Below are 15,098 nucleotides of genomic sequence, written 5' to 3' on the forward strand. Positions count from 1 at the left end.
ATGATAGCCAATATTGAACACAGATGTGTTCGAATGAATCCATCGTTGATAAGCCATAAAAGGAGTTTAACATGAAAGTAGACATATGGCAAGAAACCAAATACAAAACAAACGCCGCCGTTGGCGGCGTTGCAATTCTCATCCAACGGCTGAAACCGTTGGCTTTCTCATCGCTTTATCGTAACCGTTCAAGCCCTATGGATCTAAATCTTTGATAACCGTACAGCAAAAGCGGCTTCCACGAGGAAGTCGCTTTTGTGTCGCGCCGTGCACTCATTAATGCCGTGAACTCTGGCGCAGTTCTGGGTTTTGTTATAATGAAAAATATCAACTACCTGTATACCTGGTATGCGTCCTTGTGTCCTATCTACGTTTTTTGCGACAAAAACGAAAATTTTCAAGTCGAGGGGCGAGAGAATGAGTAAATGGATTGACCGAACTTGGAAGGAAGTCATTATTGAGAACATAGACGACGCGATTCTGTTTTTCAAGCCGGACCTTGCAATGGACAGGGATTACGAGAAAAAGCCGTTTCTGATCGACACCGAGCATCCGGCCATCGGCGGGGTATCGGACAAGGGCGGGCGGATTTCGGACCTTTGTGTTTCAGTACCTTTGATAACGGGAGCGGAAAAGCGCGTGGCGTTTCAGGTCGAACAACAGCACAAAAAAGACAAGGAGTTAGGCTTGAAGGTGTTTCAGAACTATTACCGAGCGAGCGATCAGCTTCAGATTCCCGTGACGTCACTGGCTATTTTTACCGGCCCCGATAAGGCGATAGACACTTATTCCTCGTTATGCTACGGAACCGAATTGAACTTCCGGTACAGCATTTATCACGTCGCGAGCGCCAATGAGGAAGAGCTGAAGAAGGACGACCGGCTTTTCGCACTGGTGGTACTGGCGACCCGTAGGATGCTCGACGCAGGAAAAGACCCTGGAGACCGGGGAAGATATTCGCTGGAACTTTTGAGCTTGATGAAAGAAAAGAATTACGACCTCAAAAGAACACGGAGTGTTCAGAAGTTTGTGTATCGTATATTGAGACTCGGCAGCAAGAAAATTGACCCAAAAGTCAAGGAGGTATGGAAAGTGCACATGATTCCCATTGACCAAGCGGTACGAGAGATTCAAATACGAGATGCCAAAGCAGAAGGAAAAGCAGAAGGTAGAACAGAAGGTAGAACAGAAGGAAAGGCGGAGGGTCAACGCAAAGTCGCCCGCAACTTGTTGGAAATGGGCTGGGACTTGGAGAAAGTCATGAGAGTGAGTGAACTGCCTAGAGAAGATATCGAAGCGTTGTTGATAAACTGACGCCGTCGTCCTTGGGAACGTAGCTCCGTCCCTCTGAGCTTGAACATTTACGATAAAGCGATTCTCATGCAACGGCTTCAGCCATTGCATGGGAATCGCAATGTTGTTGTTGGCGGCGTTTGTTTTGTATTTGGTTTCTTGCCATATGTCTATTTTCATGTTAAACTCCTTTTATGGCTTATCAACGTGAGATGCAGGGCGGAACACGACCGGGATATTAATGCGACTGTAAATATTCTCAGAGTGGGGGCATCCACTCTTAAAGGAGAAGACGTAAGACCAGTTTCAGTCGGCTGTCTTTGTCGATCTTAGACTTCCACGACTTTAGTCGTGGGAGTATGTCAAGAGTGTTGCGCTGTGTTGTCTAAGGGTGTTAAATCGAGGGGGAATATACGAAATGTCTGTATCGAAAGTCTACTTTACTGATATGCGCTGCAAGGTGGGTGTTAGCCTGTTGAGCAAGATGGACAAACTGATTCTTCAGGCTGGTATTGACCAAATCGACTTCAATCAAAAATACGTGGCCATCAAAATCCACTTCGGAGAGCCAGGAAACCTTTCCTATTTGCGGCCGAACTTCGCCAAAACCTTGGCGGACCACATCAAAACCCGGGGCGGCAAACCCTTCCTCACCGATTGCAACACCCTCTACGGGGGACGGCGCAACAACGCTTTGATTCATTTGGACGCGGCCTTTGAGAACGGGTATTCTCCATTCTCCACCGGTTGCCAAAACATCATCGCGGACGGATTGAAAGGAACCGACGACGTGGAGGTTCCTGTCGAGGGTGGTGTCTACTGCAAAACCGCCTCGATCGGCCGGGCCGTGATGGACGCTGATATTCTCGTGTCCCTCAACCACTTCAAAGGGCACGAAGGCACGGGGTTCGGAGGAGCCGTTAAAAACATCGGTATGGGTTGCGGAAGCCGCGCCGGCAAGATGAACATGCACAGCGCCGGCAAGCCAGTGGTAGACCAAGATGCCTGCGTGGGGTGCCGGGTTTGCTCCAAGCACTGCGCTCAAGCCGCCATTTCCTTCTCCAACGGCGGAAAGGCCTTCATCGATCACGCTCAATGCGTTGGCTGCGGCCGGTGCATCGGCGCGTGTAATTTCAACGCCGTTTTTCTCGCCAACTGGGCCGGCAGCAACGACCTCAACTGTAGGATAGCGGAATACTGCAAAGCGGTTCTGGCTGGGCGCCCCCATTTCCACGTCAGCGTCGTGAACCAAGTCTCCCCTTACTGCGACTGCCACGGGGAAAACGACGCCGCGGTGGTTCCAGATATCGGGATCTTCGCGAGCTTCGACCCGGTAGCCTTGGATAAAGCCTGCATCGATGCCGTCAATGCGGCTCCAGGGATTGCCTCTAGCATCCTCTCAGAGCGAGAGCGCACGCATGGCGATCATTTCACCGACATCCATCCCAGCACGGACTGGCGGGTCCAGATCTCTCACGCGGAAAAAATCGGACTCGGCACAGGAAACTACGAACTCGTCACTGTCGACTTGCCGTAAGACGACCTCAAAACGGAGCCCGCCGCTCTAAACTTAAGATGAGTGGCGGACTGCTAGTCAATATTATCGAAAAAGACTATAATTACCCTATATCGGCTAAATTTTGGTATTAGCGGGAGCGTAATGGATTATGGCCAACAAAGTAACAGCGACGCGAAGCAACATGACGCGCATTCAGGCTGCCCTCAAGCTAGCGAGGCGGGGGCACGACCTTCTCGAACAAAAACGTAAGATTCTCATGGCTGAGCTCATGGGGCGCATTGAAGAAGTCCGCGAGGTTCAGAACAGTATGCGTTCTATTTTTGGGGAAGCTTATTTCAGCCTGCAAATGGCGAATATCACGATGGGAATCGATAGCGTGGAACAAATCGCGCTTCTGGTTCCAGAGGAAAACCGTTTTATTGTGCGCCTGCGCTCAGTGATGGGTATCGACATTCCCGAGGTGGACCGGATTACCCCCAACCTGTCTCCTGTCTACTCGATGGGGGGATCCGCAACAGGTTCTTCCTCGGTGTTGGATAACGCCTACGTGAACGCCCGCCAGGTGGTGGCGTTGATCGCCCGCCTCGCCGAGATCGAGACGAGCGTGTATCGGCTGGCTATCCAAATACGCAAAACGTTGCGGCGCGTAAACGCCCTGGAAAAGGTGTTCATCCCGCGCAGCGAAAACGAGGTCAAGTTCATCGCGGCGGCGCTCGATGAAAATGAACGAGAAGACCTGACCCGTATCAAACTTTCGACCGAGTAAATGTTCGAGTAAATGTTCAAGCTCAGGAAGGCGGATGGAAAAAATGAGGTTGTCGGAGGTTCTCGACGCTCTGCTGAAAACGGAAGATGAAGCTCTGGAGGTGCGTGCGGCCGCGGAACGGGAGGCAAAGCTCATCGTTCAGAAGGCGCGTGGCAATTTTACCCTAGACCAGGAGTCTCGATTGAATGCCGCTCGCGAGGAAGCCCGGGCTCAAGTGGAGTCCACCCGGCACTCGGCGGAGATAGAGTCTTTGCACATTGCGGACTTGGCCCGGAAGTCCAGGAATAAAATGCAAGAAAATTTTGACAAAAATGTGCCTCCGCTGATCATTAAAATGGCCGAAGACCTGGCGACGAGATACACGGCCTGGAGACGTTTGTGACGGGGGGTATCGGCCTGGCCCAGTCAGCCAAGGCCAGGGTCCGTAGAGCGTCGCTTTTTCAAAAAGAGGATTTCAAGCTTTTTTTAGAGAGGAACTCTGCGGGGGAAATCGCCGTTCAACTAGGTAAAAGCGCTTATGCCCCCATTTTGAAAAACTTCGCTCTGGAGGACATGAGGCGCGCCGAGCTGGAGTTCTTGTTGAACATCTCCGTCGTGCGGGAGGGCGTGATTTTCAGACATTACGCGGGCCTGCGTGACAGGAAACTTCTTGATCTGTGGCTCGAAAGTTTCGATATCAAACTTTTCAAAAGCCACCTTCGCGTCAGGCTGGGAACGGAAAAATGGGACGAACACCTGGCTCCAGACAGAATCGTCGACCTGGTGTCTGATTTTCACTTGACTTTGGTAGATCAAAACAAACTTTTCAGGGCGGGCACCTTTAAGAGCATTGCAGCCGCCCTCAAAAATGAGCCATTGCGCAAAGCTATGATGGAAGCCGTTCCATCCGGCTGGGAAAACGTGGATTTGGCGGCGGGGGGACCCGATTTTCAGAACATCGTTTTTGCGGTGAGCATGACCGTAGACCGCAACTATTTCGACAGACTTTACGCGACTGTAGCGGAAGTGAGTGGCGACGAAGGCCGTATGTTGCGGGCGTTGGTGGGAGCCCGCGTCGATCTGATGAACCTTTATTGGATCTACCGAGCGCGCCGCTTTTTCGGCATGTCCCCGGAGACGTCCTTGACGTTGATCATGAAAGCCCGTTATCGCGCGAATTTCGAGCTTTTGACGAAAGCTGCCTTCGCGGAGCCCCGCGCTATCGCGGTAGCTCTGGCGGGAACCCCTTACGCCGAGGTGTTCGATGTTAACGACGTTAACGCGGCACTGAGAGAGGTCGTGGTGGAAAGCAACATCTACAGGTTTCTCTTCACCGTGGCGGAGCGGGCGTTTTTGGCGGGCGCCCAGGGTTTTCAGAACGTGGCAGCGTACTTGGTGCTGAAAGAGCTGGAGGTTCGAGACCTGGTTGCCGTGGTCGAAATGGTGCGTTATGGGTTCGACCGAAGCAAGGCGAACCAGGTTCTCGTAAGGCCGATCTAGAAAGAAGGAGAATCGGACATGGCAGTGGTGGGAATGGTGGGAGTCTCTTTCGTCGGCCCCAGGGAGGAAGTCGAAGGCGTCGCTCTCACACTTTTACACACGGAAAACTTTGAACCGATGCAGCCGGAGGTGATGATGGAGGGGCACCCACTGGGTAGCCGCTTCCAGACCTTTCGGGGTAATCGTTACGCCGCGCTTTTGGAAAGATTTGACCGATTTTGGGAGCGTGGGGGTCTTCCCATCCCTCAGTGTCGGATTGTGGAGCGCGCTCCGTCGATTTCTTTGGCGGAACTCGAAGCGAAGATGGACGACCTTACGCGCGCGATAGACGAATGGAGCGCGAAAGCCGAGAGGCTTCAAGGCGAGTATGAAACCTGGCAAGCCATGTTAGCCTTTGGGGAGACAGTCCGGGAGACGGGGCGCAACCTTTCGGATCTTCCTCTTTCGTTGGGCGAGCGCATCACCCTTGGGGTACTGACCCAGGAAAACTGGCGACGTCTCGAAGAAACGAGCTTGGCCGCGTCTATTCTCGCCATACCCTTGATCGAGGGCTCCGGTGACAGGGTCTCAGACCCCAGCAACAGGATCACGGTCGTCGTCTTCTATGGCAGCGATTACCGTGAGGAGGCCTACAAAATTTTCTCCTCGGTGCATATGCACTTGGTTTCTGTCAGACCGGAAGACTACGGAAACTACGACAACGCGGACGCCGTGCGTTACCGTATGGAAGCCATCGCGTCGGAAATACAAAACTACCGGGAGATGCCCGGACGGTACGCGGAGGAAAACCGTTTCGAGCTGGAAAAATTTTACGCGGCGGTGTACACGGGAGAGCGGATCCAATCGCTCTGCCAGTTGGGGGGTGAGTTATCTGGGATGACGGTTTTGGCCGGGTGGATGCCCCAAAGCAGCTATGGGGATATCGCCCAGGCGACCGAGGAGAAGGCGCCCCACACCTTAATCATGGCGGAATACGGCGACATCCTGGAACGGGAGGGCAATGAGCTTCCGACGCTTCTCCACAATTTTCCTCTGGTCCGCCGCTTTCAGGAGATCGTGCGCCTTTATAGCCTGCCTTCCTACAGCGAACTGGATCCTACATTCGTGGTGGCGGTCAGTTTTTGTCTCTTTTTCGGTTTCATGTTTGGCGACGTGGGACACGGACTCGCGTTGATCTTGGGCACGCTCTTTCTCGAAAAAAAGAAAATCATGGGCCGGGCCATCGCGTCCGTCATGAAGATCGCCGGAGCCTCCTCTGTCCTGTTCGGTTTTTTGTACGGCAGCGTTTTCGGCAGCGAGGAACTTATCCATCCTCTGTGGCTTTCGCCTATGACGGACGTAGATCAAATTCTGCCCATCTCCATCGGGGTGGGGATCGTTTTTCTCACGATCGGTATCTGCTTTAAGATCCAGAACGCTGCTCGCAAGGAAGAATGGGGAGAAGCCCTTTTCAGTCCCGAGGGAATGGCGGGGCTCTTGTTCTACTGGCTGGCAGTGGCCCAGGCCGTGGCCGTGACAGGGAACGACCCGGAAATAGCCTTCGATAAGGATATTTTCATCGCGATCATGGCGAGCCTTTTTGCGGTGATGATCTTCGGAAATGGAATCGCCAAGTATTTCTTTCGCGGCGAGGTGGTGGACGAAGGCGGGGTGGTCCATGTTTTTTCGGTTTTCCACGCGATGTTGAGCTTCGTCAGCAACACGGCGTCTTTCGTGCGTCTGGCAGCTTTCGCTTTAAACCACGTGGGCCTCAGCGGGGCTGTTTTCATGTTGGCGCGGATGGTGGAGAACGTGCCGGCGGGAAAGCTCTATTACGCCGTCGTCCTTTTGTTAGGGCATTTGGTGATCATTGGCCTCGAGGGGATGATCGTCTTCATTCAGACGCTGCGTCTGGAGTATTATGAGTTTTTCGGAAAGTTTTATCGGGGCGGCGGGCGCGAGTTTATGCCGGTGCTGTGGAAACGGCGGGGTTGACCCCCCCTTGAGCTCGAATGTTTTTATTTGTCCGAAGGGAGAAAGTTTCAATGTGGAGTTTGACGGTTCTTTGCGTTTCCGTTGCGGCGTTGATCGGCACAGGTTTTCTGATGTTGAGAAGAGCCAGGGTGCCCCGCAATCCGAGGGCGATTCTGGCAGCGATAATGGTTGGGGCATTTCTGGTTTTGGGTTTTTCTGTTACGACGGTTTTTGCGGCCGAGACCGAGGAACCGGCGGCAGAGGCAAGAAGCGTCAACGGGCTGGGATTGATGGGCGCGGCACTTTCCACCGGGCTCGCCTGTATCGGAGCGGGAATTGGCGTCGCCTTTGTGGGATCAGCGGCTTTAGGTGTCGTTGGGGAGAAGCCCTCTCTTTTCGGCACCACCTTAATCTACATGGGGCTGGCGGAGGGGATCGCGATTTACGGCCTTGTCATCTCGCTCTTTATTTTGGGCAGGATATAGGCAAGGCCTGGGATTCGGCGTTAAAATACCGTTTAAATCTATTATGAAAGGGTTTTTGATAAGCGATAACCATGACACATTGGTATTGTTGAAGCTAGCGGGTATCGGTGGTGTGGTGGCCCACGGACCGGTGGAGACGGCCGAAGCGCTTTCCTCCGCTCTGGCGATGAAAGATTTGGGTATTCTTCTCATGACCGAACGGGCGGCCGAAAACATACCGGAAAAAGTGAAAAAGATGCGCTCCAGCGGTTCCTTGCCGCTTTTGGTTGAAATACCGGATCGCCACGGCGCCAGGCGCGGTGCCGATTTTCTCACCCGATACATCCGGGAGGCCATAGGAGTGAAAGTAGAGTGAAGGTAGAATGACGGAGGTTAGGGAAGCCGACGGATCCCATCAGGGCGATACCGCCGTGTATGACGCGAAGAAAAAGTTGTCCGAGCTGCAAGCAATGGTCCTGCGCAAAGGAGATCAGGAGCGCGAGCGGATTCTGCAAGAAGCCCGGCAAGAGGCGGAAAAATGGACAATCGAGCGGATGAAACACCTAAGTGACATGGTGGCCAGCATCAAAGCTGACGCGACGAAGCGCTCCTATGAAATGACGTCCCGTCAGTTGATCGAGGCCGAATCCGCACGGGACAGAGACCGTTTACGTTTGCAGAACGAACTGATTCAAAAAGCGTTGGTTCTGCTTCAGGAGGCTCTGATGGCCTTCGATAAGCGCCCCGATTACGACGCAATTTTGACGGGTGTGGCGACCGAGGTCTGCGAACGGTTGCCAAAGGGACAGAAAGTGAAGATACGTCTCCGGGCGGAAGACGCTTTGCGCGGGGAGTCCGTCGTGAGCGCCTTGAGAGCGCGTTTCCCGGACATCGATGTAACCTTCGACACTGAACCCGCGCTCATTATCGGTGGTGTGTTGCTGCACTCCGAAGAGGAAAAATGGCGTGTGGTTGCTGACTGGAAGACAAAAGCCGAGGAGATGGCGGATGCCGTAGCCAAGGCCGTGATAGCCGAGCTGTAGGTTGTCCCTTTGACAAAGCCTGAGCCCATGATAAGGCGGTAGTAAAAGACATGGACGGAAAAATAGACGGAAGATTTGAAGAAAATAAACGACACGACTTGAAGCTGGCTACGCTCACATCGATCAATGGTCCCGTGGTGCAGGCCGTAGGAACGTCCCGATGCGCTATGCGCGAGCTGGTACAAGTGGGGAATCTGGGTCTGACGGGCGAAATCCTTCAAATGAACGGGGATCGAAGCGTTATCCAGGTTTACGAGGATACAGGCGGTATTCGGCCGGGAGAACCCGTGAAGGGAATGGGACGGCCTTTGTCCGTTTGCCTGGGCCCCGGACTGATCGGGCACATCATCGACGGCATCGGACGTCCTCTGGATCGTCTCATGAAAAAGGAAGGAAGTTTTCTCGCCCGGGGAACGCGACTGGACGCCGTGGACATGGACCGGACCTGGGAGGTGACGCCTAGGTGCAAGGTGGGTGATGTGCTATCGAGGGGCATGGTCGTCGCCACGGTCAAAGAAACGGACTTGATCGAGAACCGGGTGGTCGTCCCGCGGGGCGCGGAGGGCGAGGTGGAGTTCGTGGTCGCACCAGGGTTCTACCGGACCTCTGAAGTTGTGGCCCGACTCAGAACTGCTGAAAGAAAAATCGTGCCCATAATGATGTTTCAGCACTGGCCGGTGCGCACGCCACGCCCCTACAAGGAGCGCCTTTTGCCCGACGAGCCCCTGATCACGGGTCAGAGGGTCATCGACGGGCTGTTTCCCATCTCGAAAGGTGGGGTTGCCGCCGTACCCGGCGGGTTCGGTACGGGAAAGACCGTAACTCAGCACCAACTGGCCAAATGGAGCGACGCCAAGGTTGTGGTCTACATTGGCTGTGGTGAGCGCGGCAATGAGATGACCCAGGTGCTAGAGGAGTTTCCCTCCTTGGAGGACCCCTATTCCAAAAAACCCTTGATGCAGCGCACCATCTTAATCGCCAACACGTCGAACATGCCGGTGGCAGCTCGAGAGGCTAGCATCTACACGGGCGTCACCATCGCGGAGTACTATCGCGACATGGGCTACGACGTGGCCATCATGGCCGACTCCACCAGCCGCTGGGCCGAGGCGTTACGGGAACTGTCGGGACGATTGGGCGAGATTCCGGCGGAGGAGGGGTTTCCCGCCTACTTGGCCACACGCTTGGCTGAATTTTACGAACGAGCGGGCAAGGTGCGCACCTTTGGCGACAAAACGGCGAGCATCAGCGTTATCGGAGCGGTTTCGCCGCCGGGGGGAGACTTTACAGAGCCCGTCACGCGCCATACTAAGCGCTTCATCCGTTGTTTCTGGGCGTTGGACGCTTCCCTAGCTCACGCGCGGCACTTCCCGGCGATCAGTTGGACCGACTCCTACAGCGAGTACGCGGACGAGGTCAAGGAATGGTATCACAAAAATGTGGATCCGTCCTGGTTTGCGCTTCGCGATGAGGCGCGCACCGTCTTGGCCGAGGACGAGGCGGTGCAGCAGACGATTCGCCTGATGGGAGAGGACGTGCTTCCCGACAGCCAGCGCTTGATCGCCTTGACGGCTTCGCTTCTGAAAAACGGATATCTCCAGCAAAACTCCTTCAGCGAAGATTCCTTTTGTCCGCCTCTGAAGAGTGTGACCATTTTGAAGATGATTCTGGCGTTTCACAACCAGGCTAAAGAGCTTGTGGCCGCGGGCTGTCCACTTTCTCTCATCCGCAAGATGAAGGAGCTGGTGGAGTTGACCCATGTTCGAGAACTCTCCGCCGAGGATAAGGCCGGTTTCGAGTCCCTGGCAAGGCGAATCGAGGAGCACCTGGCAAAAATAGGCAAAGAGCGCCTGCTGCAAGAAGAGGAGGGAGCCTGACATGGCCCTCACGGAATACACGGGAATAAGTAAAATCAACGGCCCCATTGTATTGTTCGAGGGTATGCCGGGGGTAGGGTACGATGAGGTGGTTGAAGTTCTGACGGCCGACGAGGAACCTCGGCTGGGCCGCGTCGTTATGGTTAGCGACGACGCCGTCATGGTGCAAGTATTCGCCGGCACGGAGGGGCTGGTTCCCGCTACTTCCCGGGTTCGCTTCCTGGGGCATCCCCTGGAGATCGCTCTGGCGCCCTCGATTTTAGGGCGGACCTTCGACGGTCTAGGTCGCCCTCTGGACGGCAGCGGACCGGTCTACAGCGATATCAAGCGTAACGTCAACGGCTTACCCATGAACCCCATGGCCCGTATCTACCCTCGGGATTTCATCAACACGGGTTTTTCCGCAATCGACGTTTTGACGACCTTGATCCGAGGACAAAAGTTGCCGATTTTTTCGGGCAACGGGCTTCCCCACAATCAGTTGGCCATACAGATCGCCTCCCAGGCTCGCTTGGTGGGGGCTGGAAACTTCGCCGTGGTATTCGCCGGTGTGGGAATCAAGCATGACGACGCGGCGGCTTTTGCCTCGTCCTTGTCGCGGCGGGGGACGAATTTGGTCCTGTTCCAGAACTTGGCGGACGACCCTGTCATTGAGCGCATCGCGACCCCACGCTACGCCCTGACAGCGGCGGAGTACCTGGCCTTTGACCTGGGGATGCATGTTCTGGTCATCATCACGGACATCACGAGCTACTGTGAGGCGTTACGGGAGCTTTCAGTGAGCCGGGGGGAAATTCCCAGCCGTAAGGGATATCCTTCGTACCTCTACAGCGACCTGGCGTCTCTTTATGAGCGAGCGGGGGTTCTTCGGGACAAAGCAGGCAGCATCACCTTTCTACCCATTTTGACCATGCCCAACGACGACATCACCAACCCTGTGCCCGACCAAACGGGGTTCATCACGGAGGGGCAAATCGTGCTTTCCCGCGAGCTGGACGCCCGGGGCATCTATCCGCCCATTGACCCCCTGCCGAGTTTGTCGCGTCTGATGAAGGATGGCATCGGCAAAGGGTACACCCGAGAGGATCACCCCAGTGTGTCCAGTCAGCTTTTCGCCTGCTACAGCCGAGTGCAGGAGGTCAAGGCCCTAGCCGAGGTGGTGGGTCGTGACGAGCTGGGTGAGGAGGACAAGGCTTACTTAGCTTTCGGAGAGGAGTTCGAGAGAACCTACCTGAGTCAAGCAAGGGACGAGAACCGTGATATCAGCCAGTCTCTAGATATGTCCTGGCGGTTGTTGGCCTCGTTGCCCGCCGATGCCCTAACCCGCATTTCTCTAGAGGACATGGAGCGATACATCAAGCCCAACCAATCGCTGAACCAGCGAGAACAAATCGACATACCCACCAACAAGGCAGCTCCCGCGGAAAAAATCTTATGAAAAATATCGACCGGCCTTAGGCCGGTCGGTTTATCGCTTATGATTGTAGTATATCTAGTATATCTCTCCGTTTGAGCTTGAATGTTTACTAAAGCGTTTTCGTATCCGGCAATTTAATCCACCCCCCGAATATTTCATTGTATGAGTCGGGGTAAAATAAACTGCAACCACTTGCGGGATAGAATGTCAGCTCGCCAATATAAATTCTGCCAAGCACATTATATAAATCCACACGCAAAAACGGCAGACCCTGAGACAGGATTTCGGCGATTTTTATCATCTCGCTCAAAACTTCGGGCCGGGGAATGATATGATTCGGGTCATTGGGGTATCTTATCTGTAACGGAACAAAATTCCAGTCCGATGTGTAGACATTACGCTTATGCTCAATCAATCTATCAAAATCAACCTCTATGGCGCGAACTTTTCCATCGAAGCAGAAAAATTTATAATCATTGATGTTATAACCCAAGTATTCTTCAGCGAAAACACAGGGCTTTATATCTCTATATACATACTCCCTCCCGTGTTTATAATAATTTATCGCCAAACTTTTTGTGAGCTTCTTTCTGGCGGCTTTGGCGTCGAATTTCGATTTATCGGGAACAAGTACGACTGTGCCGCTGTCGTGATTGGTCTTGAGCACAAAAGAATCGGGCAAATTCGAAAAATCAATTGCGTCGAAGCAGTCCCACTTACCGTACACCGCAGGTAAAAAACTGTCGGGATATTCGTAACCTCTCTCACTCAATTCGCGACAAATCCACTTCCTCGCGGCGCATTTATCTGCCATTTGCGTATATTCGGGCTTGCGATTGTACAGCTTCAACCATTGAATTTTTTCGTTGAAAATTAGAGTTTTGGGATGTTTCAGGTCAAGTTTTTTCCCCATTGCTAATTTGTAAAACAGCCGCAAATATAGATCATCTGGAAGCCATGGGAGATAGCTCAAAATTTTTAAGAAAACTTTTCTGGGGTTTTTAATGGCTTTAAGAAGCAACTTCCTCATTGTACTTTTGTCCCACTCCTTATCAAAACATAATATTTGCTCAAACCTCTAACTGAGCTTAGCGCATGAGTTTTGGATAGATGTCGAAAATACTTCACGACAATATAAATGCGCATAACCACTTGAGCGTACAGATTAAGCGTACAGATTAAGCGTACAAATTAAACATATAGAGAAAAGCCTTAACCTGAACTTCCTCTATCGTCTGTGAGCTTATTTAATCGCGACTATCAAAAAGTGTACTTTTTGATAAGATCTCAGAATTGAAATTTGGACTCAAAATTTTGGAATAATTATGGTATAATACCTAGGAAAAATTTAGCTATTTTGCTGTTGCTAGTCACTGATAAGGTGACTAGCAAAAAGTACACATTTTGATAGCCGCGATTGGACGAGTTTGCGGATGATAGAGGTTTTTGGCTTCGTATTTGTGAGCGGCATATGTTTCCATCGTTTTTCATGGGGGAGCGGATCTTTTATAAAAGGAGTGATAGTTGGAAAAGGGATTTTGACATATTCGTGCTGGCACGGGGCTATAAGGCAACACAAAAGCGCACATGGGGATCAGGATGCTCGAAGAAAGATTTTTTGTGTCAAACGGGAAAGGATGCCTCGAAGACAGGAGGTTAATGTACGATGAAAATTTACCATTCGCACCGACGATGGTAAAGGTACTATCTTTGGAGATCTTGATAACCCAAATTGTACGAGCCTTATGGACTACATCAAGGTAACGTCCACCGACCTCACGCAGGAGGTGCAAGTCAAAATCAACAGCATCGCCTGGGATGACTCAAAGGCGTATTTTGATATTGCCTTGCTTGACAGCGAGGAAACCCCTCTATTGGCTACGGTTGGTTATGACTGGGCTGAAGATGAAACGAATACAACCTAATGCTGAACGACCCCAAAACCATCTCCATCTCCCAGGGCGACGGCAAGAATACCTCCATCACGCTCTACTCGACAGACACTCTAGCCACTTTCCAGAGCAAACTGAACGCCGCTATCGCCAACGCTCTCGGTCAGGCAAAGTACGCGGTCAGCGCCGCGTCGTATTTCGCGACGTTTGTCGAAGACGCGAATTTCAAAGCGCGCGAAACAAGAGAGTCGAAAGCAGGGAACCACACGCGTGGCTTTCTGCTTTCGGTTTCTTTCGTGCCTACCCAAGGCCCAAACGGTTTGAACACTGGTTTTTACAAATATTTGGAAAAGTACATTTGCCGACTGAGTGACTGACATAATTTCACCAAGGTAGAGAATAAAAATAATTGAAGCACATAAATAGTTAAAAAACACGTTCCCACAGCCGACCAAATTAGCTTGACAAAATAGCCATGGATTTGATAGCCTGTATATATTCAGATGATAACGGCCGAAAAAAAGGGTTTATATAAAACACGTAAGTGTCCCTTTGAAGTAGGCCATTCTTTAGGTGAGTCTTATGGAGATGGCTTTTTTAATTGATGGGGCTTTTATACGGAGTAAATTTCATTCCACCATGCAGAGAGATATTACGGCTATCGATGTCCAGAATGTCGTGAAGAATGTTCTTATCGATTTAAAAGCGCAAGACATACAATACCGTGTTTATTTTTATGATTGTCCGCCTTATTCAGGAAAAACTAAACTTCCCATTACTCACACACCTTATGATTTTGAGGCTACCCCTCAATATAGCAAAATGCTTCAATTTTTAAAAGAGGTCAAACTGCTTCCGTTCTTCGCTGTTAGGGAAGGTGTATTATCGTTCCAGGGGTGGATCTTGAAAAAATCATGTTACGGTATGTCGCCGTTGACTGATAATTGTTTCAGCCCCAACCTCAAACAGAAAGGAGTGGATATTAAGATTGGCCTTGATGTCGCCTGGGTCAGCTTTAACAAAATCGCGGCTAATATCGTTTTAATAACGGGCGATTCTGATTTTATTCCGGTGGTTAAAACCGCTCGACGGAGCGGTGTTTTTGTTTATCTCTTTACTTTGGGGCATAATGTCAAAACAGAATTTTGCGAGAATGTCGATGTAGCCAACACTCGGTCACTCGACCAATTAGTTTCAAGTAACTCTGTGTCTTAGGCAAAGGGCAAGGGTGTGAACAGTACGATAGAAATATAATTAAATCTATATTAATATAGTAATTATGAATAGATTGTTAAGCATAGGTGAAGCATTTGAAACATTAGGGGTTTCAATCACAATGCTACGGCGTTGGGAAAAAATCGGGCGAATCAAAACAGAACATATAGTAGGCGGCCA

At 51.8% G+C, this 15,098-nt stretch carries 17 protein-coding genes; 16 read left to right on the top strand and 1 reads right to left on the bottom strand.

What is annotated here, in order from left to right; all coding sequences use genetic code 11:
- The first annotated feature begins 71 nt into the window (after positions 1-71).
- The 12 genes from LBJ36_10595 (at position 72) to LBJ36_10650 (ending at position 11,832) form a co-directional block, all read left to right on the top strand.
- Positions 72-215 carry a hypothetical protein gene (locus LBJ36_10595; protein MDR1379483.1) on the top strand — a complete coding sequence of 48 codons (144 nt, stop codon included), beginning with the start codon at positions 72-74 and terminating at the stop codon, positions 213-215.
- Between the two features lie 202 nt (positions 216-417).
- A complete protein-coding gene (locus LBJ36_10600; GenBank protein ID MDR1379484.1) occupies positions 418-1,314 on the top strand; it encodes a hypothetical protein in 897 nt (298 codons plus the stop codon).
- 397 nt (positions 1,315-1,711) lie between these two features.
- Positions 1,712-2,830 carry a DUF362 domain-containing protein gene (locus LBJ36_10605; GenBank protein ID MDR1379485.1) on the top strand — a complete coding sequence of 373 codons (1,119 nt, stop codon included), beginning with the start codon at positions 1,712-1,714 and terminating at the stop codon, positions 2,828-2,830.
- 130 nt (positions 2,831-2,960) lie between these two features.
- The gene (locus tag LBJ36_10610; GenBank protein MDR1379486.1) at positions 2,961-3,578 is read left to right on the top strand and encodes a V-type ATP synthase subunit D; all 618 of its coding nucleotides are present in this window, start codon (positions 2,961-2,963) and stop codon (positions 3,576-3,578) included.
- Between the two features lie 34 nt (positions 3,579-3,612).
- The gene (locus LBJ36_10615; GenBank protein ID MDR1379487.1) at positions 3,613-3,960 is read left to right on the top strand and encodes a hypothetical protein; all 348 of its coding nucleotides are present in this window, start codon (positions 3,613-3,615) and stop codon (positions 3,958-3,960) included.
- Positions 3,957-5,057, top strand: a complete 1,101-nt coding sequence (locus tag LBJ36_10620; protein ID MDR1379488.1) for a V-type ATPase subunit — start codon at positions 3,957-3,959, stop codon at positions 5,055-5,057. The genes LBJ36_10615 and LBJ36_10620 overlap by 4 nt, the downstream gene beginning before the upstream one ends.
- A gap of 18 nt (positions 5,058-5,075) precedes the next feature.
- Positions 5,076-7,031: an ATPase gene (locus LBJ36_10625; protein ID MDR1379489.1), complete on the top strand. Its 1,956-nt coding sequence runs from the start codon at positions 5,076-5,078 to the stop codon at positions 7,029-7,031.
- Positions 7,032-7,081: 50 nt separating this feature from the next.
- On the top strand, positions 7,082-7,495 hold the full coding sequence (locus LBJ36_10630; protein ID MDR1379490.1) for an ATP synthase subunit C: 414 nt from the start codon (positions 7,082-7,084) through the stop codon (positions 7,493-7,495).
- Between the two features lie 43 nt (positions 7,496-7,538).
- The gene (locus LBJ36_10635) at positions 7,539-7,850 is read left to right on the top strand and encodes a V-type ATP synthase subunit F (GenBank protein MDR1379491.1); all 312 of its coding nucleotides are present in this window, start codon (positions 7,539-7,541) and stop codon (positions 7,848-7,850) included.
- Between the two features lie 7 nt (positions 7,851-7,857).
- Entirely contained in the window at positions 7,858-8,517 is a 660-nt protein-coding gene (locus LBJ36_10640; protein ID MDR1379492.1) for a hypothetical protein, read from the top strand.
- Between the two features lie 50 nt (positions 8,518-8,567).
- Positions 8,568-10,394 (top strand): V-type ATP synthase subunit A, encoded by a 1,827-nt coding sequence (locus LBJ36_10645; protein ID MDR1379493.1) that lies wholly within the window; start codon positions 8,568-8,570, stop codon positions 10,392-10,394.
- A 1-nt stretch (position 10,395) separates the two neighbouring features.
- A complete protein-coding gene (locus LBJ36_10650; GenBank protein ID MDR1379494.1) occupies positions 10,396-11,832 on the top strand; it encodes a V-type ATP synthase subunit B in 1,437 nt (478 codons plus the stop codon).
- An 88-nt stretch (positions 11,833-11,920) separates the two neighbouring features.
- On the opposite strand, the gene LBJ36_10655 is transcribed toward LBJ36_10650, so the two are convergent.
- Entirely contained in the window at positions 11,921-12,724 is an 804-nt protein-coding gene (locus tag LBJ36_10655) for a hypothetical protein (GenBank protein MDR1379495.1), read from the bottom strand.
- A gap of 832 nt (positions 12,725-13,556) precedes the next feature.
- Between LBJ36_10655 and LBJ36_10660 the strand changes: the two genes are divergently transcribed.
- From LBJ36_10660 to LBJ36_10675, 4 genes are all read left to right on the top strand, one after another.
- Entirely contained in the window at positions 13,557-13,736 is a 180-nt protein-coding gene (locus LBJ36_10660) for a hypothetical protein (GenBank protein MDR1379496.1), read from the top strand.
- Positions 13,736-14,080: a hypothetical protein gene (locus tag LBJ36_10665; protein MDR1379497.1), complete on the top strand. Its 345-nt coding sequence runs from the start codon at positions 13,736-13,738 to the stop codon at positions 14,078-14,080. The genes LBJ36_10660 and LBJ36_10665 overlap by 1 nt, the downstream gene beginning before the upstream one ends.
- A gap of 205 nt (positions 14,081-14,285) precedes the next feature.
- Entirely contained in the window at positions 14,286-14,918 is a 633-nt protein-coding gene (locus LBJ36_10670) for an NYN domain-containing protein (GenBank protein MDR1379498.1), read from the top strand.
- A gap of 64 nt (positions 14,919-14,982) precedes the next feature.
- On the top strand, positions 14,983-15,098 hold a 116-nt coding region (locus LBJ36_10675; GenBank protein MDR1379499.1), incomplete at its 3' end, for a MerR family DNA-binding transcriptional regulator.

It is taken from the genome of Synergistaceae bacterium (assembly GCA_031267575.1).
Taxonomy (GTDB): domain Bacteria; phylum Synergistota; class Synergistia; order Synergistales; family Aminobacteriaceae; genus JAIRYN01.

Bases quoted from the DNA above. Each gene is read 5' to 3' on its own strand.
- LBJ36_10595 (MDR1379483.1), top strand. From the start codon at position 72: ATGAAAGTAGACATATGGCAAGAAACCAAATACAAAACAAACGCCGCC.
- LBJ36_10600 (MDR1379484.1), top strand. From the start codon at position 418: ATGAGTAAATGGATTGACCGAACTTGGAAGGAAGTCATTATTGAGAAC.
- LBJ36_10605 (MDR1379485.1), top strand. From the start codon at position 1,712: ATGTCTGTATCGAAAGTCTACTTTACTGATATGCGCTGCAAGGTGGGT.
- LBJ36_10610 (MDR1379486.1), top strand. From the start codon at position 2,961: ATGGCCAACAAAGTAACAGCGACGCGAAGCAACATGACGCGCATTCAG.
- LBJ36_10615 (MDR1379487.1), top strand. From the start codon at position 3,613: ATGGAAAAAATGAGGTTGTCGGAGGTTCTCGACGCTCTGCTGAAAACG.
- LBJ36_10625 (MDR1379489.1), top strand. From the start codon at position 5,076: ATGGCAGTGGTGGGAATGGTGGGAGTCTCTTTCGTCGGCCCCAGGGAG.
- LBJ36_10630 (MDR1379490.1), top strand. From the start codon at position 7,082: ATGTGGAGTTTGACGGTTCTTTGCGTTTCCGTTGCGGCGTTGATCGGC.
- LBJ36_10635 (MDR1379491.1), top strand. From the start codon at position 7,539: ATGAAAGGGTTTTTGATAAGCGATAACCATGACACATTGGTATTGTTG.
- LBJ36_10640 (MDR1379492.1), top strand. From the start codon at position 7,858: ATGACGGAGGTTAGGGAAGCCGACGGATCCCATCAGGGCGATACCGCC.
- LBJ36_10645 (MDR1379493.1), top strand. From the start codon at position 8,568: ATGGACGGAAAAATAGACGGAAGATTTGAAGAAAATAAACGACACGAC.
- LBJ36_10650 (MDR1379494.1), top strand. From the start codon at position 10,396: ATGGCCCTCACGGAATACACGGGAATAAGTAAAATCAACGGCCCCATT.
- LBJ36_10655 (MDR1379495.1), bottom strand. From the start codon at position 12,724: ATGGGGAAAAAACTTGACCTGAAACATCCCAAAACTCTAATTTTCAAC.
- LBJ36_10660 (MDR1379496.1), top strand. From the start codon at position 13,557: ATGGACTACATCAAGGTAACGTCCACCGACCTCACGCAGGAGGTGCAA.
- LBJ36_10665 (MDR1379497.1), top strand. From the start codon at position 13,736: ATGCTGAACGACCCCAAAACCATCTCCATCTCCCAGGGCGACGGCAAG.
- LBJ36_10670 (MDR1379498.1), top strand. From the start codon at position 14,286: ATGGAGATGGCTTTTTTAATTGATGGGGCTTTTATACGGAGTAAATTT.